The following is a 20,321-nucleotide window of genomic DNA, read 5'->3' as shown; positions in this document are numbered from 1 at the left end:
CGTGCGGGGCATATATGGGTCAGGTACGGTGGGAGCGCTCCCATGTGTGATGTGTTGAAGAGTCGCCCGTCCCCGTGGGGGTGTCAAGGGACCGGGCGGCGGGAGCTGACTGTTTATCCGTTTGTTGGACCACAGGCGGTCTGAACGGGGCTGTGCGGACGGCATCGCGGGGTGCGCCCGCGCGAGGGGCGGGTCGCGTGCCCGGACGGGGGTCGCGCGCCGGGGTGGGGCATGCGACGGGAGTGGGGCATGCGCCGGGGTGGAGTAGGCAAGAAGATCGCCCCCGTACCCTGTGTTCCAGGGCCCGAGGGCGATCTTGTAAGGGTGAGTAACGGGACTTGAACCCGCGACATCCTGGACCACAACCAGGTGCTCTACCAGCTGAGCTATACCCACCACGCCCGGTCGTTTTTCCCTGACCGGCCGAGAAAAAGTGTACAGGGTCCGCGAGGGTGCTCGCACCAGGCTTGAGAGCGCGCTCCCACCCGGCTCCCGCCGCGTTACGGGCGGGCCCTGCCGGGTGGGAGCGGCCCCGGGCGCCGAGTCACTGTGCGCGCAGCACGTGCTTCGCCGCGATCTGCTTCGCCGTGTCGGAGTCCGGGCCGGGCTGCGGCACGAAGACCGCTTCCCGGTAGTAGCGCAGCTCCGCGATGGATTCGCGGATGTCGGCCAGAGCGCGGTGGTTGCCGCTCTTCTCGGGGCTGTTGAAGTAGGCGCGCGGGTACCAGCGGCGGGCCAGCTCCTTGATCGAGGAGACGTCCACGATCCGGTAGTGGAGGTATCCCTCCAGCGTCGCCATGTCGCGCAGCAGGAAACCGCGGTCGGTGCCGACCGTGTTTCCGCACAGCGGCGCCTTGCCCGGCTCCTTCACGTGCTCGCGCACGTACGCCAGGACCTCCTCCTCGGCGGCGGCGAGCGTGGTGCCGCCCGCCAGCTCGTCGAGGAGACCCGAGGCGGTGTGCATCTGCCGCACCACCTCGGGCATGGTCTCCAGCGCCGCGTCCGGCGGGCGGATCACGATGTCCACCCCATCGCCGAGCACGTTCAGCTCCGAGTCGGTGACCAGCGCGGCCACCTCGACGAGTGCGTCATCCGCCAACGAGAGCCCGGTCATCTCGCAGTCGATCCACACCATTCGATCGTTCATGCGCCTTACCCTACGGTGCGCTCCGCTGGCCGGGCAGACTCGGACGGCCCGGACCTGTTGCGTACATGTCGGAACCGGGTTTCGTGTGGTCCGGAGCCGCACCGGGACCGGACGCGTGGCCCGGCCCGTGGCCCGATCCGTGCCCCTGCCCGTGGCCCGGCGCGCCCGATGGAGCCGCCCGCCGGGTGTGCGGGGACGACTGCGCCGGTACGACCGGCTCCATGACCCCCGTCGACACCGGATCGCCCTGCGGGCGCCTGGCCCGGTAGGCGGACCGGTAGGCCGCGGGCGAGGAGCCGAGCTGGCGCCGGAAGTGGCCGCGCAGCGCCACCGGTGAGCGGAAGCCGCAGCGGCCGGCGACCTCGTCGACCGAGTAGTCGGAGGTCTCCAGCAGCCGCTGTGCCTGAAGCACCCGCTGGGTGATCAGCCACTGCAACGGCGCGCTTCCGGTGAGCGACCTGAACCGCCGGTCGAAGGTCCGCCGGCTCATGTAGGCGCGGGCCGCCAGCGTCTCCACGTCGAACTGCTCGTGCAGATGCTCCAGTGCCCAGGCGACGACCTCGGCGAGCGGGTCTGAGCCGATTTCTTCTGGTAAAGACCTGTCCAGATAGCGTTCCTGACCGCCGCTGCGCCGGGGCGGTACGACGAGTCTGCGCGCGAGCGCGCCCGCGGCCTCCGCGCCGTGATCCGTCCGGACTATATGCAGGCACAGATCGATTCCGGCCGCCGTTCCGGCGGACGTGAGTACATCGCCGTCATCGACGAACAGCTCTCTCGGATCCACGTGTACGGACGGATAGCGCTTGGCCAGCGTCGGCGCGTACATCCAGTGCGTGGTGGCCGGGCGGCCGTCCAGCAGACCGGCCGCGGCGAGCACGAACGCCCCGGTGCACAGACCGACGATCCTCGCGCCTTCCTCATGGGCGCGACGCAGCGCGTCCAGTGCCTCCGGCGGTGGCGGCGACGTGATCGACCGCCACGCCGGTACGACCACGGTGCCGGCCCTGCTGATCGCCTCCAGGCCGTACGGCGCGGTGAGTTCGAGCCCGCCCGTGGTGCGCAGCGGTCCGTCCTCCCCGCCGCAGACGAGCAGACGGTAGCGGGGAACCCCGGCGTCCTGGCGGTCGATTCCGAACACGGAGAGCGGGATGGAGCTCTCGAAGATGGGGCCGCCGCTGAAGAGCAGCACGGCGACGACTTCCCGGCGTCGACGCCCGGAAAGCTTCCGTACTGACTCCGGTGCGGCAGTGGAGTCCTGGCTCATGGTGCTAAGCCCCCCTCGGTGTTCGCGTCTCCCCGTTCTTGTCGGGCCTTTCGCTCCTGCACGATTCCCCTCGGTTCTGCACGGGTCCCCAGCCGTCGATACTCATGATCGAATCTACTGTGTCCCGTGGTGCCGGCGTGACAAGTTCCCCAACCGGCGCTATGTCGACAAGGCAACTTGGCGCGAAGCATTCGATCACGAAGCGTTCCACTCGGAAGCCGAGAGTGGAAGTGGGCCTCACGCGCATGGCCCGTCCCCGTAGGGTGCGGACGACGGTAGCGGTCCTTTCTTCCCTGGTGACAAGGGGGTTGGCAGGCCATTCCACCAAAGGTTATGCGCAAGTGCGAAGTTGGCTGAAAAGTGATGGGCCTGTCTCAGTGGCGCCCTGAATCTCCCGGCGCACCCCCCTCACGTACGCGCGAGCCCCGGCGCGCCCCGGCCCCTCGCGGACCGTGATCCGGTGGGAGCCGCTCCGGTTCGCCCGGTGATCCGCGCTCCGAGCCACTTCGGATTGGCGACTTCTGGACGCTACAAGCCCGGCGTGGTGCGTTGCGTACGGCGGCGCCTCCGGCGTGCGGGGTCGCGCCGGGTGCGTGCCGACCCGGCGTACGGCCGTACGCGGCCCCCGGCCGACCGCGGCCCTCTCCGGGGCCGCCGCTCGCCCCGCGGCGCCTCCAGGGCCCCCGGGAGCGCCCCGCCGGGCCCTCGGAGCGCCCCGCCGGACCGGGTGTCCGGGGTGGGCCGGCCGGGGCCGGGGTGGACGGTGGTGCGGACGCGCGGGCTCCTTGGGGGCCGCGGGGCGGCCGGGAGGTGACGGGAAGCGGAACGGCGCCCTCGCGCCAACCGGGTCGCTGGAGGCGGCATCCGGCATTGCGCTCCCGCGTGGGCTCGTGCATGCTCCCTGGAACGCCAGCGTGTGAGGCGCCGGGCTCTGGGCAGGAGAGGAGTGCCGCCGTACCCTTCGGGGTATGGGGTTGGGAAGATGATTCCCGGACACAGCCGCTCCCGCCACGCCCTCTGTTGATCCTTCCCACGAGGACCTCTTCGCCGAGATACCCATGGCCGGTCACGAAATTCCAGAACCCGCGGACCGCAAGCAGGTAGCCGACCCCCTGTCGGATCTACAGCCGGCGGACCAGACCCACGCATCCTGCGATCCCGCCTTCATGCACGGAGTGGTCGTCGGCTTCGACGGCTCGATGTCCAGCGAGCGGGCTCTCGCCTACGCCATCGGCATGGCCAGACGGCTCGCCTCCGGGCTGATCATCGTCCATGTCGCCAATCGGCTCCCGACCACGGTCTGGGCGGGCTGCGAGCCCCCCGTGTTCGTGGACGTCCCGGACCACCGCACCGAGGTGCTCGGCCTGGAGCTGGCCTGCGCGGACTACCTCACCGAGGTGCCGTGGATCCTGGTCGAGCGCGGCGGCGACATCTGCCACGAGCTGGAGGAAGTCGGACAGGAGTACTCGGCAGACGCGATCGTCGTCGGGTCCACGCACGGCCTCGTCGGGCGGATCTTCGGCTCGGTGGCGGGCCGCCTCGCGCGCCGTGCGCGGCGGCCGGTCGTCGTCATCCCGTAGGCCCGCCCCGAACGCCCGGCATCCTCCGGGCCCGCCCGCCCCGCGAGCCGGTGGGCACCGCCGGCCCGTGGTCCGGTCGGCGTCCGGTCGGCCCGTGGGTCGGGGGAGCCGACCGCGCACGGTGGGTGCGCTCCGTACGCCGTCGCGCGCCCCTGAATCCACCGGGTCCGCCGATTTCGCGTCAACTTCCGTCCTCGCCAGTGAAATTACTCACGCGTAGGAGTGCGCCGCGCGGCGGCGTCGGGTACGTAACGGCCGCTGAGAGGTGCGGCAACGGTGCCAGGAGGCCGCGGGCCGGTGCCCGGGCAAGCACCGGCCCCTTCCGGAGAGCGCCCCCGGTGTGACGGGTGGCACGCGCTGGGGGCGCTCTCACCCCGGCGGCGGGGCAGGAAGAGGCGCCGGCCGTCCGGCTACTCGACCGTCACGGACTTCGCGAGGTTGCGCGGCTTGTCGATGTCCCGGCCCAGCGCCAGCGCCGTGTGGTACGCCAGGAGTTGGAGCGGGATGCCCATCAGGATCGGGTCCAGCTCCGTCTCGTTCTTCGGTACGACGATCGTGTGGTCGGCCTTCTCCTGGTGCTGGTGCGCCACGGCCAGGATCGGACCGCTGCGCGCCTTGATCTCCTCCAGCGCGGCCCGGTTCTTCTCCAGGAGGTCGTCGTCGGGGACGATCGCGACCGTCGGCAGCGCGGGCTCGATCAGCGCGAGCGGGCCGTGCTTCAGCTCCGAGGCCGGATACGCCTCGGCGTGGATGTACGAGATCTCCTTGAGCTTCAGCGACGCCTCCAGCGCCACCGGATATCCGCGCACCCGGCCGATGAACATCATCGAACTGGCCTGCGCGTACTGCCCCGCCAGCTTCTCGATGTCCCCCTCCGTCTCCAGGATCTCGGCGATCTGGGCGGGCAGCCTGCGCAGCCCCGCGATGATCCGCTTGCCGTCCGCGACCGACAGGTCCCGGATCCGGCCCAGATGCAGCGCCAGCAGCGCGAACGAGACGACCGTGTTGGTGAAGCACTTGGTGGAGACGACACAGACCTCGGGGCCCGCGTGCACGTACACCCCGCCGTCGGTCTCCCGGGCGATCGCCGAGCCGACGACGTTCACCACGCCCAGCACCCGCGCGCCCTTGCGCTTCAGCTCCTGCACCGCCGCCAGCACGTCGTAGGTCTCGCCGGACTGGGACACCGCGACATAGAGCGTGTCGGGGTCCACGACCGGGTTGCGGTAGCGGAACTCGGAGGCCGGCTCGGCGTCGGCGGGGATACGGGCCAGCTCCTCGATCAACTGGGCGCCGATCAGACCCGCGTGGTACGAGGTGCCGCAGCCGAGGATCTTGATCCGGCGCACCCCGCGCGCCTCACGCGCGTCCAGGTTGAGCCCGCCCAGGTGCACGGTGGAGAACCGGTCGTCGATCCGGCCGCGCAGCACGCGGTCCACGGCGTCGGCCTGCTCGGAGATCTCCTTGTGCATGTAGGTGTCGTGGCCCCCCATGTCGTACGACTCGGCCTCCCACTCCACGGTGGTCGGCGTGGCCGAGGTGGTGGAGCCCTCGGTCGTGTACGTCCGGAAGTCGTCGGCCTTGAGTGTGGCCATCTCGCCGTCGTCCAGCGTCACGACCTGGCGGGTGTGGGAGACCAGCGCCGCCACGTCGGAGGCGACGAACATCTCCTTCTCGCCGATGCCGAGCACGACCGGCGAGCCGTTGCGGGCGACGACGATACGGTCCGGGAAGTCGGCGTGCATGACGGCGATGCCGTACGTGCCCTCGATCAGCTGGAGCGCCTGACGGACCTTCTCCTCCAGCGTCGGGGCCTGGGAGCGGGCGACGAGGTGGGTCACCACCTCGGTGTCGGTCTCGGAGAGGAACACCACCCCGTCCGCCGCCAGCTTCACCCGCAGCTCGGAGGCGTTGTCGATGATGCCGTTGTGCACGAGGGCGACCTTGCCCTCGGCGTCCATGTGCGGGTGGGCGTTCTCGTCGCTCGGGGCGCCGTGCGTGGCCCAGCGGGTGTGCGCGATACCGGTGGTGCCGGTGAAGCGCTTGGGGACCCGGGCCTCCAGCTCGCGGACCCGGCCCTTGGCCTTGACCATCTTCAGCGTGGCGGCTTTGCCCGCGGCCGGCTTGCCGGTGATGACGATGCCCGCGGAGTCGTACCCGCGGTACTCCAGTCGCTGGAGTCCCTCCAGCAGCAGCGGTGCCACATCACGCTTACCGATGTATCCGACAATCCCGCACATACGGTCTCAGCCCCTCCTGGTGAATGGTGTGTGCCCGGCGGTGGGCGCCCGGCTGCCCGCGGCCGTCAGCCGTAGACGATGCGGCGCAGCTGCCGGAGCGACAGCTCCGGGGGCGCCACGGCGCGGTGCGGCAGCTCGGCGGCGATGCGTTCGAAGATCTCGGCGTTCGTGCCGCCGCCCGACTGCATCTCGCGGTGGCGGCGGCGTACGAATTCCTCGGTCGTCTCGTCGAAGTACGCCAGTACGTCGAGGACCACCCGGGCGGCCTCGCCGCGCTGGAGCGCGGTGGAGCGGACCAGGTGGTCGATGAGGTCGTCGTAGGACGGACGGCGTTCGGGCACCCGTTGATATTGCTGGGGGGAGGCGGGGGTTTGCAAGAATCCTGCCCGGAATCGGGCAGGATTCATCCGTTGGGCCTCTTCGGCGCGGCCCCTACGGTGACGGCGCGACGGCGGCGGACAAGGGCGGGCGCCGGAAGCTCTGCCAAACCTCCGACGCCCACCCGGCCCGTACCGCTCGTGCGGCTCCTACGACGCGTCGGCGAACCGCGCGATCGGGTTGTCCAGGGTGCCGACGAGCTGGAGCGCGCCCGCCGGGTCCGTGATGTCCACCATCTGCTCGTTGTTGCGCAGCTGGAGCCGGTTGAGGCAGGACAGCGCGAACTCGCCCGCGAACAGGTCGTACTGCCGGAACTTGTCCGCCAGCTGCGGGACGGACGCCTGGTAGCGCCGTACGCAGTCGGCGACCGCCCGCCAGAACGTCTCCTCGTCGGGGAGCGCCCCGTCCGAGACCAGCTCCGCGCTCAGGAAGCGGAAGAAGCAGTCGAAGACATCGGTGAAGACCGAGAGGATCTTCATGTCCTCGGGGACCTCCGCGCGGATGCGCTCGACCGTCGGCGGCACCACCGCGTCCGGGTCCATCACCGCGATCTCCTCGGCGATGTCCTTGAAGATCGCCCGCTGGACGGCCCCGTCCTCGATGACCAGGATGACGTTCTCGCCGTGCGGCATGAACACCAGGTCGTAGGCGTAGAAGGAGTGCAGCACCGGTACGAGGTACGCGTCGAGGTAGCGGCGCAGCCACTCCTGCGGCGCGAGCCCCGACTCGGCGATCAGCGCGCCGGCGAAGGAGCCGCCCTCCCGGTCGACATGGAGCAGCGAGGCCATCGTGGCGAGCCGCTCATGGCCCTTGAGCGTCGGTACCGGGCTCTCGCGCCAGAGCGCGGCCAGCATTTTCAGGTACGGGGAGCCCTTGGCGGTGGCCGCCTCGTACTGGCGGTGGTGGTAGCCGATCGCCGCCCGCTCCCGGATGATCGAGAAGCGGGCCGCCCGCAGGATGTCGTCGCGCTCGATCAGGCCCGCGAGCCAGTCGTTGATGGCGGGCGTTGCCTCCATGTAGGCGGCGGAGAGTCCGCGCATGAAGCCCATGTTGAGGACGGACAGCGCGGTTTTGACGTAGTGCTTGGCCGGGTCGCTCGTGTTGAAGAACGTACGGATCGACTGCTGGGCCAGATAGCTGTCGTCGCCCTCGCCGAGGCAGACCAGGTGCTGACGGCCCAGCTCGGCGGCGAAGGTCACGGACAGTTTGTTCCACCACTGCCACGGGTGGACCGGGATCAGGAAGAAGTCGTCCGGGTCGAGTCCCTGTCCGCGCAGGACCGTGTCGAACCGCTCCCGGGTCGCCGCGGACAGCTCCTCGCGGATCAGCGAGGCGTAGTCGAGCCCGGCGCCCGCCGTGAAGGTGGCGCGGTCCCGGCGGGCGGCGAGCCAGACCAGCCGGAGCGGGCTCGCGGTCTCGGGGGCGTACGCGCGGTACTCGTCGACCCCGAAGCCGAGCCGTCCGTTGTTGGCGACGAAGCAGGGGTGGCCCTCGGTCATCCCCGTCTCGATCTCCTGGAACCCGGCGGTGGCCAGCTCCGCCGAGGTCACCGGCTTCTTGGTGAGTTTGTACGCCGTACCGGCGAGGGTGGAGGAGATCTCCTCCAGGTAGACCGGCAGGATCGCGGCGGACAGCCCGAGCGACTCGCGCAGCTCGATGAAGAAGTCCAGGGCATCCAGCGGGAGTTCCGCGTCCGCGCGGTGGCGCTCGATCGAGTCGGCGGCGATCTGCCAGTGGTCGAGGGCGAACCGGCGCGCGGCGAAGCGGTACTCGGTCGCGCCGTCGTCGCTCCGTACCCGGTAGCGGTCCGCGCCGAGCGTCTCGGGGGTCAGGATGCGCTCGTGGGAGAACTCGGCGAGGGCTTTGCGGATCAGCAGCCGTCCCGCCTGCTCCCAGAGCGCGGGGGTCAGATGCGCGACGCTGCCGGTCACATCGGTGGGGTGGATCGGTCGGCTCATCGGGTGACTCCTCGTGCGGCCAGGAACATCTCACGCGTGCACACGCTCAGCAGGGCTTCCTTCTCCGGCTTCGCGAGCTTTTCCACGACCTGGAAGCCGACGGCCTCGTTGAGGGCGTGCACCGCGGTGTTGCGTACATCGGGCTCGACGACCACGCGTTCCACGGTGGGGTCGTCGAAGAGCAGCTCCATCACCGTGGTGATCACGGCGCGGGTGAAGCCGTGCAGGTGCCGTTCGGTGTCGGCCGGCGCGACGAGGAAGTGCATCCCGATGTCGCCCGGAAGTGCGTCGTACAGCCCCTTCAGCTCCACTTCCGCCGGGTTGTAGCGCTCGATGAGGAAGGCGGGTTCGCCCTCGTGGAGGCCGATGTAGGCGTCGTGGTTCCCGGCGGCGGCGATCGACATGTACTCGCGCTCGACGTCGGGCAGCGAGGCGTCCTGCATCAGCCAGTAGGCGGCCTTGGGGTGGGTGACCCAGCCGTGCAGCAGGGGCGCGTCGCGGAACGGGTCGACGGCGCGGACCGCGAAGCGGCCCAGCCGCTCGTCGGTGCGCGCGAAGAGGATCTCGTCCGTGCGGGGCTCGCTCAGGTGCCTGCGCTCGCTCATATGACATCGCCCTCCGGGGCGGAGAACTCCTGGAACGCGATGGCCTTCTCCACCGGGTAGTACTCGCGGCCCAGCAGCTCGCCGATGATGTACGCGTTGCGGTACGGGCCCATGCCCAGGTCGGGCGAGGTGATGCTGTGCGTGTGCACGCCGGCGTTCTGGAGGAAGACGCCCCGCCCGGTGGTGTCGATGCTGTAGTTGCGGGCGACGTCGAAGCGGCCCTGCCCGTCGAGGCGCAGCCGGTCGGCGACGGGGGCCAGGAACTCCGGGGTGACGTACTTGTACCCGGTGGCGAGGACCAGCCCCTGGCTGGTGAGCGAGAAGTCCCGCTCCTGCTCCTCCTGGCGCAGCCCCAGGGTGTAGGTGCCGTCCTCGGCCGAGTACGCGGCCGAGTGCAGCGCGGTGTTGGCGATCAGCCGGGTGGGCACCGGGCCCTTGAGGTTCTTCTGGTAGAGCAGGTCGAAGATCTCGTTGATCAGCTCCGAGTCGATGCCCTTGAACAGGCCCTTCTGGCCCGCCTCCAGCCGGTAGCGGGTGGCCTCCGGCAGCGCGTGGAAGTAGTCGATGTACTCCGGGGAGGTCATCTCCAGGGTGAGCTTGGTGTATTCGAGCGGGAAGAACCGCGCGGAGCGGGTGATCCAGTTCAGCCGGTAGCCGTGCACGTCGATCTCGGAGAGCAGGTCGTAGTAGATCTCCGCCGCGCTCTGCCCGCTGCCGACGAGGGTGATGGAGTCCTTCTTCAGCAGCTCCGCCTTCCCCTGGACATAGCGGGAGTTGTGCAGGAAGTCGCCGCCGAGGTCCCGGCAGGAGTCCGGGACGTACGGCGGGGTGCCGGTGCCCAGCACGAGACGCCGGGCGCGGTACGTCTCGTCCCCGGCGGCGATCTCGTACAGCTCGCTGCTCGCGTCGTACGAGACGGCGGTCACCGTCCGGTTGAAGCGCACATTGGAGAGTTTCGCGGCGGCCCAGCGGCAGTAGTCGTTGTACTCGACGCGCAGCGGATAGAAGTTCTCGCGGATGTAGAACGAGTACAGCCGCCCGGACTCCTTGAGGTAGTTCAGGAAGGAGTACGGCGAGGTCGGGTCGGCCAGGGTGACCAGGTCGGAGAGGAACGGGGTCTGGAGATGGGCGCCTTCGAGGAACATCCCCGAGTGCCATTCGAAGTCCGGTTTGGACTCCAGGAAGACGCCGTCGAGTTCGTCTATGGGCTCGGTCAGGCAGGCGAGACCGAGATTGAACGGGCCGAGTCCGATGCCGACGAAGTCGTAGGGCGCGCTCGGCTCGCGGTGGTCAGGACGCGTGGACAAGGTTCTCTCCCAGGTACTGCTCGGCGTGGCCGGCGATCAGATCGAGGACGGCGGCGATGTCCCGCACGGTGGTCTCGGGGTTGAGCAGGGTGAACTTCAGGTACTGACGGCCGCCGACGGAGGTCCCGGCGACCACCGCCTCGCCGGAGGCGAAGAGGGCCTTGCGGGCGTGCAGATTGGCCCGGTCGATCTCGGTGGGGCTGGTGATGCGCTCGGGGATGTAGCGGAAGACGAGGGTGGAGAGGCTGGGCTCCACGACGACGTCGTAGCGCGGGTCGGCGGCGAGCAGCTGCCACCCCTCGGCGGCCAGGTCGCAGACCTCGTCGAAGAGTTCGCCGATGCCGTCGGCGCCCATCACGCGCAGGGTCATCCACAGTTTGAGGGCGTCGAAGCGCCGGGTGGTCTGGAGCGACTTGTCGACCTGGTTGGGGATGCGCTCCTCGATCGTCCGGCGCGGGTTGAGGTAGTCCGCGTGGTACGTGGCGTGGCGCAGGGTGGCTCCGTCCCGTACCAGCACGGCCGAGGAACTCACCGGCTGGAAGAAGGACTTGTGGTAGTCGACGGTGACGGAGTCGGCGTGTTCGATGCCGTTCAGCAGGGCGCGCCGGGTGGGGGAGGTGAGCAGCCCGCAGCCGTACGCCGCGTCGACGTGCATCCAGGTGTCGTACTGCTCGCAGAGCGCGGCGATCTCCGGCAGCGGGTCGATGGAGCCGAAGTCGGTGGTGCCGGAGGTGGCGACGACGGCCATCGGGATCAGCCCGTCGGCGCGGCAGCGCTCCAGCTCGGCGGCGAGGGCGACGGCCTGCATGCGCTTCTCGCGGTCGCAGGGCACGGAGACCACGGCGTCGGGGCCGAGCCCGAGCAGGGTGGCCGACTTCTGGACGCTGAAGTGGCTGCACTCGGAGGCGAAGACGCGCAGTTTCGTCAGCTCCTCCGCTTTGGCCTCCTCGCGGGCGAGCAGCAGGGCCTGGAGGTTGGACTGGGTGCCGCCGCTGGTGAAGACGCCGTCAGCGTTGGCGCCGAGACCGATCCTGGCGGTGGTCCAGTCGATCAGTTTGCGCTCGATGAGGGTGCCGCCGGCGCTCTGGTCCCAGGTGTCGAGCGAGGAGTTGACGGCCGAGAGGACCGCTTCGCCGAGGACGGCGGGTATGACGACGGGGCAGTTGAGGTGGGCGAGATAGCGCGGGTGGTGGAAGTAGACCGCGTCGCGCAGATAGACGCGCTCCAGTTCGTCCAGCGCGGCCGAGGCGTCGCCCAGCGGCCGGTCCAGATCGACGGCGGCGACCACGGGGGCCAGCGCGTCGGGCGTCACGCCACTGAACGGCTTTTGTGTAGCGGCGAGTTGGGCCGCCACCCGCTCGACTCCTTCGGTGACGGAGCGCCGGTAGCGCTCCGCCGTCGTGTCATTGAGCAGGTGCGCACGCATCAAGGTCCTCCCGGATGTGGGGGTGTCGTCGCGCTCTCAGGACAGGGAAGAGGGACGAGAGCGCGACGTGAAAGTTAGGTTAGCCTAACCTAACTTCATTACTCAACGCGCCGGAAGTGTGACTCATATCGCTCACTCGACACGTCCGTTTCACACGGCTGTCACGCGGCCGCAGCGCTCACCGCGGCCGTCTCCCGCAGCTGCTCCTCGCTCAGCCCGCGCCGCCAGTAGCCGACGAACGTGATGCGACGGCGGTCGAGTTGACGCTCGCGCACCAGATGGCGGCGCAACTCCTTGACCGTGCCCGACTCCCCGGCGATCCACGCGTACGGCGCGCTGCCGCGCGGCCGGGCCGCCCGTACGGCCTCCAGCGCGCTGGGCGCGCCCTCCTCCCGTACCAGCCAGGTGATCCGGGTGTCGGCGGCGGTGTGCAGCGGTCGCCGGTCGGCGCTGTGCTCCACCTCCAGCCAGACATCCGCCGTGAGGTGGGCGGGCAGCCACTCCAGGATCGCGGACGCGGCGGGCAGCGCCGTCTCGTCCGCCCAGATCAGTACGGAGTCGGCGTCGGCCGGCGGCCGGAAGCGCACGGCGGTGTTGTCCGCGACGGCCGGGCCCAGCACCAGCACCCGGTCCCCGGCCGAAGCCCGCGCCGCCCAGCGGCAGGCGGGCCCGCCGTCGGCGTGCAGCGCGAAGTCGATGTCCGCCTCGTCGGGATTCCGGCGCTGCTCGCGCAGGGTGTACGAGCGCATCACGGCCCGCACGCTCTCGGGCAGCGCCCGCCACGCGGCCCACCAGCCGTCGCCCCGCTCGACCGGGACGACGGGCGCGGACTGGCCCGGATGCGGCAGGAAGAGCGAGAGGCTCTGGTCGCGGCCGCCGGCGGCGAAACCGGCGAGGTCCGCGCCCCCGAAGGTGATCCGGACCATCGACGGACCGAGCCGCCGTGTCCTGATGACCTGGAGGGAGAAGAAGCGGAACGGGGCGATCTCAGCCGTCTTCATGGGGTCGCTCGACCTTCTTCGTGGAGTCGGTGGCCTGGGGCGTGGTGGTACCGGCCACCCGCGGGGCGGCGGACGCGTCCGGGGCGTACCGGAGCGTGTCCTTCCGACGCGTCGCGGTGACCGGCGGCCCGGATACGGGCGCCGTCGACTCCCCGGCGCCGGACGCGCCGTACGGGGCCGGTAGCTGTGCCCCGCGCGCGGCCCCGGCCGCTCGTGGCGCCGTCGCCGAACCGGCTGCCGCGGCCGCGGCCGTAGCCGTATGAGGTCGGCGGGTCGCGGGGGAGGCGGGCGTGCGCATGGGGATCAGCTCTCCGGGCGTACGGGTATCCGGGCGATGGGCAGTCCGAAGGCAGGTTAGCCTAACCTCACCGAATGGCCCAGGGTGCCTCGGACCGGTCCGCTCGCCGCCGGCCGGACGGGCCCGCGTTGAGGAGGACCCGCGGATCGCGGGTCCTGGTCCGCTCGCCGGACGGGCCTCGGCGGCCCGCCCGTCAACTCACCCGGTCAGGCCCAGATCCCGAGCGATCAGCATCCGCTGGACCTCGCTCGTCCCCTCGCCGATCTCCAGGATCTTCGAGTCCCGCCACATCCTGGCCACGGGATATTCGTTCATGAAGCCGTAGCCCCCGTGGATCTGCGTGGCCTCACGGGCGTTGTCCACGGCGACCGTCGAGGAGTAGAGCTTCGCGATGGCCGCCTCCTTCTTGAACGGCTCGCCCCGGCTGAGCCGGGAGGCCGCGTCCCGCCAGCCGACCCGGGCCATGTGCGCACGCGTCTCCATGTCGGCGATCTTGAACTGGATGGCCTGGTTGGCGCCGATCGGCCGGCCGAACGCGCGCCGCTCCTTCGCGTACGCCACGGACTCGTCCACACAGCCCTGGGCGAGGCCCGTCGCCAGCGCGGCGATCGCGATCCGGCCCTCGTCCAGGATGCGCAGGAACTGCGCGTATCCGCGCCCCTCCCCGCCGAGCAGGTTCGCCAGCGGGACACGGACGTCCGCGAAGGACAGCTCACGGGTGTCCGACGCGTTCCACCCGACCTTGGAGTAGGGGGCGGCGACCGTGAAGCCCGGGGTGCCGGACGGCACGATGATCGCGGAGATCTCCGGACGGCCGTCCTCCTTGCGGCCGGTGACGGCCGTGACCGTGACGAGGCCGGTGATGTCCGTACCGGAGTTGGTGATGAAGCACTTGCTGCCGTTGATCACCCACTCGTCGCCGTCCCGCACGGCCGTGGTGCGGGTGCCGCCCGCGTCGGAACCGGCGTCGGATTCGGTCAGCCCGAAGGCGCCGAGCCGCTCGCCCGCGCACAGGCCCGGCAGCCACGCCCGCTTCTGCTCCTCCGTACCGAAGCGGTGGATCGGCATGGCGCCGAGCGAGACGCCGGCCTCCAGGGTGATCGCCACCGAGGAGTCGACCCGGGCCAGCTCCTCCAGGGCGATACCGAGGGCGAGGTAGTCGCCGCCCATGCCGCCGTACTCCTCGGGGAACGGCAGCCCGAACAGCCCCATCCGTCCCATCTCCCGCACGATCTCGTACGGGAACTCGTGGCGCTCGTAGAAGTCACCGATCTTGGGGGCGACCACGTCGTGCGCGAACGCCTCGACGGTGCGGCGCAGTTCTTCGTGTTCGGCGGAGAGCCGGTGGTCCAGGGACATGGCTGGGTCACTCCTCGGGGGACTGCGCCTGAGCCGGTGCCAGCGCGCGGACGGTACGGGACGGGCTGGGGCGGCCCAGCCGGCCGGCCAGCCAGACGCTGGTGGCGGTGAGCCTGCCGAGGTCGACCCCGGTTCGGACACCGAGGCCGTCGAGCATCCACACCAGGTCCTCGGTGGCGAGATTCCCGGTGGCGCTCCGCGCGTAAGGGCAGCCGCCGAGGCCGCCGGCGGAGGCGTCCACGGTGGTCACGCCGTGCTGGAGGGCGACCAGGGTGTTGGCGAGGGCCTGGCCGTAGGTGTCGTGGAAGTGCACCCCGACCGCCCCGGCCGCCACGCCCCGCTCGCCCAGCGCCGTGAGCAGGGCCGCCACATGGCCGGGGGTGGCGACGCCGATGGTGTCGCCGAGGCTCAGCTCGTCGCAGCCCAGATCCAGCAGGGCCTTCGCGGTCCGCACCACCTGCGGGACGGGGACCGGGCCTTCCCAGGGGTCGCCGAAGCACATGGAGAGATAGCCCCGGACATGGACGCCCTCCTCGCGTGCCCTGGCGACCACCGGCGCGAACATGGCGAGCGACTCGTCCACGGACCGGTTGAGATTGGCCCGCGCGAACGACTCGGTGGCACTGCCGAACACCGCGATACGGCGGGCGCCGAGCGCGAGGGCGCGGTCCAGCCCGCGCGCGTTCGGTACGAGGACCGGCAGCTCCACGTCCCCGAGGTCGCCGAGCAGCGGGAAGAGGCTCTCGGCGTCGGCCAGTTGGGGCACCCAATCGGGGTGTACGAAGCTGGTCGCCTCGATGGTGGTGAGCCCGGCGTCGGCGAGCCGGTGGATGAACTCGGCCTTGGCCTCGGTCGGTACGGTCGCCTTCTCGTTCTGCAAGCCGTCCCGCGCCCCGACCTCGTGGATACGGACCCGGGGAGGCAGTCCGGGCATGGGGAAGGTCATGGGCAGCCCGTCCGTCATGACTTCTCCTCCTTCGGCGCGGATGTGGAGACGGAGGTCGCGGTGGCGGCGTCTCCGTCGGCGGTGGTGGCGATGGGTACGTCGGTGGTGGGTACGTCGGTGGTGGCGGCGCCCCCGGCCTCGCTCGCCGGGGCCGGGGCGGGGGTGACCACGGCCAGCACCTGGTCCATGGCGACCGTCGAACCGGCGGTGACGTCCAGCTCACTGACGATGCCGGCGCCGGGCGCCGAGATGACGTGCTCCATCTTCATCGCCTCCACGACCAGCAGGCTCTGACCGGCCGTCACCTCGTCCCCGACGGCCACCTTCACGACGGTGACCGTCCCGGGCATGGGAGCCGTCAGCGACCCGGCCCCGGCCGCCCCGGCCGCCCCGCGCAGCGCCGCCTCCACGGGGTCGTGGTCCTGGACGTACCAGCTGTCGCCGTCCCTGCCGAGCCAGCGGCCACGCACTCCCGGCGCGTGGGCGAAGGCGTGGGTGACGCCGTCGTACTCCACACGGACGCGGTCCGCCCCGACGCCGAGCAGCCGGGCACGGACGGGGCCGCCCCCGTCCACGACGAGCGTCGTGGCGTCACCCGCCCCGTTCGGAACGGGCGAAGCCGATCGGCTCCCCCGAGCGGCCGGGCCCGCCCGGTCCACCGCCGGGCCCGTGTCATCCGCTGAGCCCGTGGCATCCGCCGGGCGCGTGGGATCCGTGGGGTCCGGCGCGCCCGCGCGGACCCGTACGGCCACCGGCTCCCGGCCCGCCACGCGTGCGTGGTGCGCGGTCCAGGCGGGCTCGCCGCCCAGCCGCCAGCCGCTGGGCACGGAGAACGGGTCCGTCCAGCCGGGGCTCGCTCCGCCGGCCGGGAACAGCGCCTCGCGGTGCAGCAGCGCCGCCGCCGCGTACACCTCCGGCGGGACCGCGTCCGCCACCAGCCCCGCCACCTCGCGCTCGACCAGCCCCGTGTCCAGGTCGCCCGCGACCACCGCCGGGTGGGCCAGCAGCCGGCGCAGGAACCCGGCGTTGGTCGGGACGCCGAGGGTGACCGTCTCCGCGAGGGCCGCGCGCAGCCGGCGCAGGGCCGTGGGCCGGTCGGGGCCGTGGGCGACGACCTTGGCGAGCATCGGGTCGTACCGGGAGCCGACCTCGGTGCCCTCGGCGAGGCCCGAGTCCGTCCGCACGCCCGCGCCCTCCGGCTCGCGCAGGGCCAGCACCGTACCGCCCGAGGGCAGGAAGTCCCGTGCCGGATCCTCGGCGCACAGCCGTGCCTCCACCGCGTGGCCGGTGAAGGTGATGTCCTCCTGCGCGAACGGGAGCTTCTCCCCGGCGGCGACCCGCAGCTGCCACTCCACCAGGTCCAGACCGGTGATCAGCTCGGTGACGGGGTGCTCGACCTGGAGGCGGGTGTTCATCTCCATGAAGAAGTACGACGCGGGGTCCCGGCCCGGCACGATGAACTCGACCGTCCCCGCGCCCGCGTATCCGCAGGAGCGCGCCGCCCGCACCGCGGCCTCGCCCATCGCCGCGCGGGTCGCCGCGTCCAGCAGGACGGACGGCGCCTCTTCGACGATCTTCTGGTGCCTGCGCTGGAGCGAGCACTCGCGCTCGCCCAGATGCACCACATTTCCGAAGGAGTCCGCCAGGACCTGGATCTCGATATGGCGCGGGCGGTCCACCCACCGCTCCACCAGCAGCGTGTCGTCCCCGAAGGAGGAACGCGCCTCGCGGCGGGCCGCCGCGATCTCCTCGGCGAGGACCGACTCGGAGCGCACCAGCCGCATGCCCTTGCCGCCGCCGCCCGCCGACGGCTTCAGCAGCACCGGCATCCCGATCGCGCCCGCCGCGTCCGCCAGCTCGGCGTCGCTCAGGCCGCTGCCCGAGGAGCCGGGCACCACCGGAACCCCCGCCGCCCGCACCGACTCCTTGGCGCGGATCTTGTCGCCCATCAGCTCGATGGCGGAGGCGGGCGGCCCGATGAACACCAGCCCGGCGTCCGCGCACGCTCTGGCGAAGGCCGCGTTCTCCGCGAGGAAGCCGTAACCGGGATGGACCGCCCGCGCCCCTGTGCGGGCCGCCGCCGCCAGCAGCCGGTCGATCGAGAGATAGCTCGCCGACGCGGCGGCCGGTCCGATCCGGACAGCCGTGTCGGCCTCCCGCACATGCCGGGCGTCCTCGTCCGCGTCGCTGAAGACCGCCACCGAGCGCACGCCCAGCTCGCGCAGGGTGCGGATGACGCGGACCGCGATCTCACCGCGGTTGGCGACCAGAACCGTGTCGAACATTCCCGCCCTCACTCTCCCGCTCCCATGGCCCTCTCCCGCTCCCACCGCGGCTCTCACATCCGGAAGACGCCGAAGCCGGGCTCGCCCAGCGGGGCGTTGGCACACGCGGTCAGGGCCAGCCCCACCACCTGCCGGGTCTCCAGCGGGTCGATCACCCCGTCGTCCCAGAGCCGCGCGGTCGCGTAGTAGGCGTTGCCCTGGGACTCGTACTGCGCGCGGATCGGGTCCTTGAAGGACTCCTCGTCCGCCGCCGGCCACTCCTCGCCGCGCCCCTCGATCTGGTCGCGCTTGACGGTCGCGAGGACGGAGGCGGCCTGCTCGCCGCCCATCACCGAGATCTTGGCGTTCGGCCACATCCACAGGAAGCGGGGGGAGTAGGCCCGGCCGCACATCGAGTAATTGCCCGCCCCGTACGAGCCGCCGACCACGACCGTCAGCTTCGGCACGCGCGCGCAGGCCACCGCCGTGACCATCTTCGCGCCGTGCTTGGCGATGCCGCCCGCCTCGTAGTCCCGGCCGACCATGAAGCCGGAGATGTTCTGGAGGAAGAGCAGCGGGATGCCGCGCTGGTCGCACAACTCGATGAAGTGCGCGCCCTTCTGGGCCGATTCGGAGAACAGGATGCCGTTGTTCGCGACGATCCCGACCGGATGGCCGTGGATCCGCGCGAAGCCGGTGACCAGGGTCGTACCGAACTCGGCCTTGAACTCGGCGAACCGGGAGCCGTCCACCACACGGGCGATGACCTCGCGGACGTCGTAGGGCGTACGGGAGTCGACCGGCACCACGCCGTACAGCCCCGCCGGGTCGGCCTTGGGCTCCTCGACCGGCTCGACGGACCAGGGCGGCGCGCCGCGCGCGGGGAGCGTGGACACGATGGTGCGCACGATCCGCAGCGCGTGCGCGTCGTCCTCCGCGAGATGGTCGGTGACCCCCGACGTACGGGAGTGGACCTCGCCGCCGCCCAGCTCCTCCGCCGTGACGACCTCGCCCGTCGCCGCCTTCACCAGCGGCGGCCCGCCGAGGAAGATCGTCCCCTGGCCGCGCACGATCACGGCCTCGTCGCTCATCGCCGGGACGTACGCGCCGCCCGCCGTGCACGAACCGAGCACCGCCGCGATCTGCGGGATGCCCGCGCCCGACATCCTGGCCTGGTTGTAGAAGATCCGCCCGAAGTGGTCACGGTCGGGGAAGACCTCGTCCTGCATCGGCAGGAAGGCGCCCCCGGAGTCCACCAGATACAGGCACGGCAGCCGGTTCTCCAGGGCGACCTCCTGGGCGCGGAGGTGCTTCTTGACCGTCAGCGGGTAATACGTGCCCCCCTTGACCGTGGCGTCATTGGCGACCACCACGCACTCCCGGCCGCTGACCCGGCCGATCCCCGCGATCACCCCGGCGGCCGGGGCCGCCCCTCCGTACATCCCCTCCGCCGCGAGCGGCGCCAGCTCCAGGAAGGGCGAACCGGGGTCCAGCAGCGTGTCCACCCGGTCGCGCGGGAGCAGCTTCCCGCGCGCCGTGTGCCGCGCCCGGGCCTGCTCGCCGCCGCCCAGCCGCGCCGCCGCCAGCCGGGCGCGCAGACCGTCGGCCAGCTCCTCGTGCGCCGCCTCGTTGGCCCGCCAGGAACTCGCCGTCGGATCGGCGGTGCTCGTCAGCACCGGTGCCTGCCGCATCGCTCTCCCCGCCCCTCTTCCGGTCACTCCGGTCGCTCAGGTCGCTCCGGCTCATCACTCCGGCCCGCCCCGTCCGGGGCGCACCGTGTTAATCACCGTTAACCTCATTCTGCTCCAGGTTAACGCTCGCTAACCGCGCCGTCTAGAATGATTTCCCATGAGCACCAGGACCGCGGCTCCGACCCGCCGTGAACAGATCCTCAGACAGGCGGCACGCCTCTTCGCCGAGCGCGGTTTCCACGGGGTCGGAGTCGACGAGATAGGGGCGGCCGTCGGTATCAGCGGCCCCGGCCTGTACCGGCACTTCGCGGGCAAGGAGGCGATGCTCGCCGAACTGCTGGTCGGCATCAGCAGCCGGCTGCTGGACGGCGGCAAGCTGCGCGTGCGCGAAGCGGGCCCCGACGGCGACCCGGCGGCCCTGCTCGCCGCGCTGATCGACGGCCACATCGACTTCGCCCTCGACGACCGCCCGCTGATCACCCTCCACGACCGGGAGCTGGACCGGCTGAGGGACAGCGACCGCAGGCTGGTGCGCCAGTTCCAGCGGCAGTACGTCGAGCTGTGGGTCACGGTCGTACGGGAGCTGTACCCGCACGTCCCGGAAACGCGGGCACGCGGCGCGGTCCACGCCGTCTTCGGCCTGCTGAACTCCACCCCGCGCCTCGGCCCGCCCGGCGGCGGCCAGCCCCGGCGCGCGGCGACGGAGTCCCTGCTGCGCCGCCTCGCGCACGGCGCGTTCGCGGCGCTGGGCGACGACACGGACCCTGCGGACGGCGAAGGCGCCTGACGCCGGTCCCGTCGGCGTCAGGCGCCCGTCACCCGGGCCCGGGTGACGGGCCCGGACCCGGACCTGGAAA

The 20,321-nt window shown here is 71.4% G+C and carries 15 protein-coding genes and 1 tRNA gene; 2 read left to right on the top strand and 14 right to left on the bottom strand.

Translation table 11 applies throughout. From position 1 onward, the window contains the following. Window positions 1–323: 323 nt before the first annotated feature. From ACFY6S_RS11685 to ACFY6S_RS11675, 3 genes are all read right to left on the bottom strand, one after another. Window positions 324–396 (bottom strand) — tRNA-His (locus tag ACFY6S_RS11685). 148 nt (window positions 397–544) lie between these two features. Continuing rightward, window positions 545–1,147: an oligoribonuclease gene (orn, locus tag ACFY6S_RS11680; RefSeq protein WP_388825379.1), complete on the bottom strand. Its 603-nt coding sequence runs from the start codon at window positions 1,145–1,147 to the stop codon at window positions 545–547. 10 nt (window positions 1,148–1,157) lie between these two features. Continuing rightward, window positions 1,158–2,411, bottom strand: a complete 1,254-nt coding sequence (locus ACFY6S_RS11675; protein ID WP_388825382.1) for a GlxA family transcriptional regulator — start codon at window positions 2,409–2,411, stop codon at window positions 1,158–1,160. Between the two features lie 1,058 nt (window positions 2,412–3,469). Between ACFY6S_RS11675 and ACFY6S_RS11670 the strand changes: the two genes are divergently transcribed. Then, the gene (locus tag ACFY6S_RS11670; protein ID WP_388825385.1) at window positions 3,470–3,991 is read left to right on the top strand and encodes a universal stress protein; all 522 of its coding nucleotides are present in this window, start codon (window positions 3,470–3,472) and stop codon (window positions 3,989–3,991) included. Window positions 3,992–4,401: 410 nt separating this feature from the next. On the opposite strand, the gene glmS is transcribed toward ACFY6S_RS11670, so the two are convergent. The 11 genes from glmS to ACFY6S_RS11615 form a co-directional block, all read right to left on the bottom strand. After that, window positions 4,402–6,231, bottom strand: coding sequence for a glutamine--fructose-6-phosphate transaminase (isomerizing) (gene glmS, locus ACFY6S_RS11665; RefSeq protein ID WP_388825388.1), 1,830 nt, complete (start codon window positions 6,229–6,231; stop codon window positions 4,402–4,404). Between the two features lie 65 nt (window positions 6,232–6,296). Continuing rightward, window positions 6,297–6,572, bottom strand: a complete 276-nt coding sequence (locus ACFY6S_RS11660; RefSeq protein ID WP_388825391.1) for a hypothetical protein — start codon at window positions 6,570–6,572, stop codon at window positions 6,297–6,299. 186 nt (window positions 6,573–6,758) lie between these two features. Next, entirely contained in the window at window positions 6,759–8,567 is a 1,809-nt protein-coding gene (locus ACFY6S_RS11655) for an IucA/IucC family protein (RefSeq protein WP_388825394.1), read from the bottom strand. Beyond that, window positions 8,564–9,172, bottom strand: a complete 609-nt coding sequence (locus ACFY6S_RS11650; protein ID WP_388825398.1) for a GNAT family N-acetyltransferase — start codon at window positions 9,170–9,172, stop codon at window positions 8,564–8,566. Before ACFY6S_RS11650 ends, ACFY6S_RS11655 begins: the two co-directional genes overlap by 4 nt. Next, entirely contained in the window at window positions 9,169–10,479 is a 1,311-nt protein-coding gene (locus ACFY6S_RS11645) for a lysine N(6)-hydroxylase/L-ornithine N(5)-oxygenase family protein (RefSeq protein WP_388825401.1), read from the bottom strand. The genes ACFY6S_RS11650 and ACFY6S_RS11645 overlap by 4 nt, the downstream gene beginning before the upstream one ends. Next, entirely contained in the window at window positions 10,463–11,905 is a 1,443-nt protein-coding gene (locus ACFY6S_RS11640) for a pyridoxal phosphate-dependent decarboxylase family protein (RefSeq protein ID WP_388825404.1), read from the bottom strand. Before ACFY6S_RS11640 ends, ACFY6S_RS11645 begins: the two co-directional genes overlap by 17 nt. Window positions 11,906–12,066: 161 nt before the next feature. After that, entirely contained in the window at window positions 12,067–12,906 is an 840-nt protein-coding gene (locus ACFY6S_RS11635; protein ID WP_388825407.1) for a siderophore-interacting protein, read from the bottom strand. A gap of 496 nt (window positions 12,907–13,402) precedes the next feature. Further along, window positions 13,403–14,563, bottom strand: coding sequence for an acyl-CoA dehydrogenase family protein (locus ACFY6S_RS11630; protein ID WP_388825410.1), 1,161 nt, complete (start codon window positions 14,561–14,563; stop codon window positions 13,403–13,405). Window positions 14,564–14,570: 7 nt separating this feature from the next. Beyond that, window positions 14,571–15,527, bottom strand: a complete 957-nt coding sequence (locus ACFY6S_RS11625) for a hydroxymethylglutaryl-CoA lyase (RefSeq protein ID WP_388825412.1) — start codon at window positions 15,525–15,527, stop codon at window positions 14,571–14,573. Next, window positions 15,524–17,794 (bottom strand): acetyl/propionyl/methylcrotonyl-CoA carboxylase subunit alpha, encoded by a 2,271-nt coding sequence (locus ACFY6S_RS11620; RefSeq protein WP_388825414.1) that lies wholly within the window; start codon window positions 17,792–17,794, stop codon window positions 15,524–15,526. The genes ACFY6S_RS11625 and ACFY6S_RS11620 overlap by 4 nt, the downstream gene beginning before the upstream one ends. A gap of 53 nt (window positions 17,795–17,847) precedes the next feature. Further along, window positions 17,848–19,464 carry a carboxyl transferase domain-containing protein gene (locus tag ACFY6S_RS11615; protein ID WP_388825416.1) on the bottom strand — a complete coding sequence of 539 codons (1,617 nt, stop codon included), beginning with the start codon at window positions 19,462–19,464 and terminating at the stop codon, window positions 17,848–17,850. 157 nt (window positions 19,465–19,621) lie between these two features. Between ACFY6S_RS11615 and ACFY6S_RS11610 the strand changes: the two genes are divergently transcribed. Further along, complete coding sequence (locus ACFY6S_RS11610; protein WP_388825419.1) at window positions 19,622–20,251, top strand: TetR/AcrR family transcriptional regulator; 630 nt, start codon at window positions 19,622–19,624, stop codon at window positions 20,249–20,251. The last annotated feature ends 70 nt before the right edge of the window (window positions 20,252–20,321 follow it).

The sequence above is a fragment of the Streptomyces sp. NPDC012835 genome, from assembly GCF_042900885.1.
Classification (GTDB): domain Bacteria; phylum Actinomycetota; class Actinomycetes; order Streptomycetales; family Streptomycetaceae; genus Streptomyces.
Note: the sequence above shows the minus strand (reverse complement) of the source record. Positions and strands in the feature narration are given on the sequence as shown.

Coding starts and splice junctions, on each gene's coding strand:
- ACFY6S_RS11650 (WP_388825398.1), bottom strand. CDS start 9,172: ATGAGCGAGCGCAGGCACCTGAGCGAGCCCCGCACGGACGAGATCCTC.
- ACFY6S_RS11610 (WP_388825419.1), top strand. CDS start 19,622: ATGAGCACCAGGACCGCGGCTCCGACCCGCCGTGAACAGATCCTCAGA.
- ACFY6S_RS11635 (WP_388825407.1), bottom strand. CDS start 12,906: ATGAAGACGGCTGAGATCGCCCCGTTCCGCTTCTTCTCCCTCCAGGTC.
- ACFY6S_RS11625 (WP_388825412.1), bottom strand. CDS start 15,527: ATGACGGACGGGCTGCCCATGACCTTCCCCATGCCCGGACTGCCTCCC.
- ACFY6S_RS11620 (WP_388825414.1), bottom strand. CDS start 17,794: ATGTTCGACACGGTTCTGGTCGCCAACCGCGGTGAGATCGCGGTCCGC.
- ACFY6S_RS11640 (WP_388825404.1), bottom strand. CDS start 11,905: ATGCGTGCGCACCTGCTCAATGACACGACGGCGGAGCGCTACCGGCGC.
- ACFY6S_RS11615 (WP_388825416.1), bottom strand. CDS start 19,464: ATGCGGCAGGCACCGGTGCTGACGAGCACCGCCGATCCGACGGCGAGT.
- orn (WP_388825379.1), bottom strand. CDS start 1,147: ATGAACGATCGAATGGTGTGGATCGACTGCGAGATGACCGGGCTCTCG.
- ACFY6S_RS11655 (WP_388825394.1), bottom strand. CDS start 8,567: ATGAGCCGACCGATCCACCCCACCGATGTGACCGGCAGCGTCGCGCAT.
- ACFY6S_RS11630 (WP_388825410.1), bottom strand. CDS start 14,563: ATGTCCCTGGACCACCGGCTCTCCGCCGAACACGAAGAACTGCGCCGC.
- glmS (WP_388825388.1), bottom strand. CDS start 6,231: ATGTGCGGGATTGTCGGATACATCGGTAAGCGTGATGTGGCACCGCTG.
- ACFY6S_RS11670 (WP_388825385.1), top strand. CDS start 3,470: ATGGCCGGTCACGAAATTCCAGAACCCGCGGACCGCAAGCAGGTAGCC.
- ACFY6S_RS11675 (WP_388825382.1), bottom strand. CDS start 2,411: ATGAGCCAGGACTCCACTGCCGCACCGGAGTCAGTACGGAAGCTTTCC.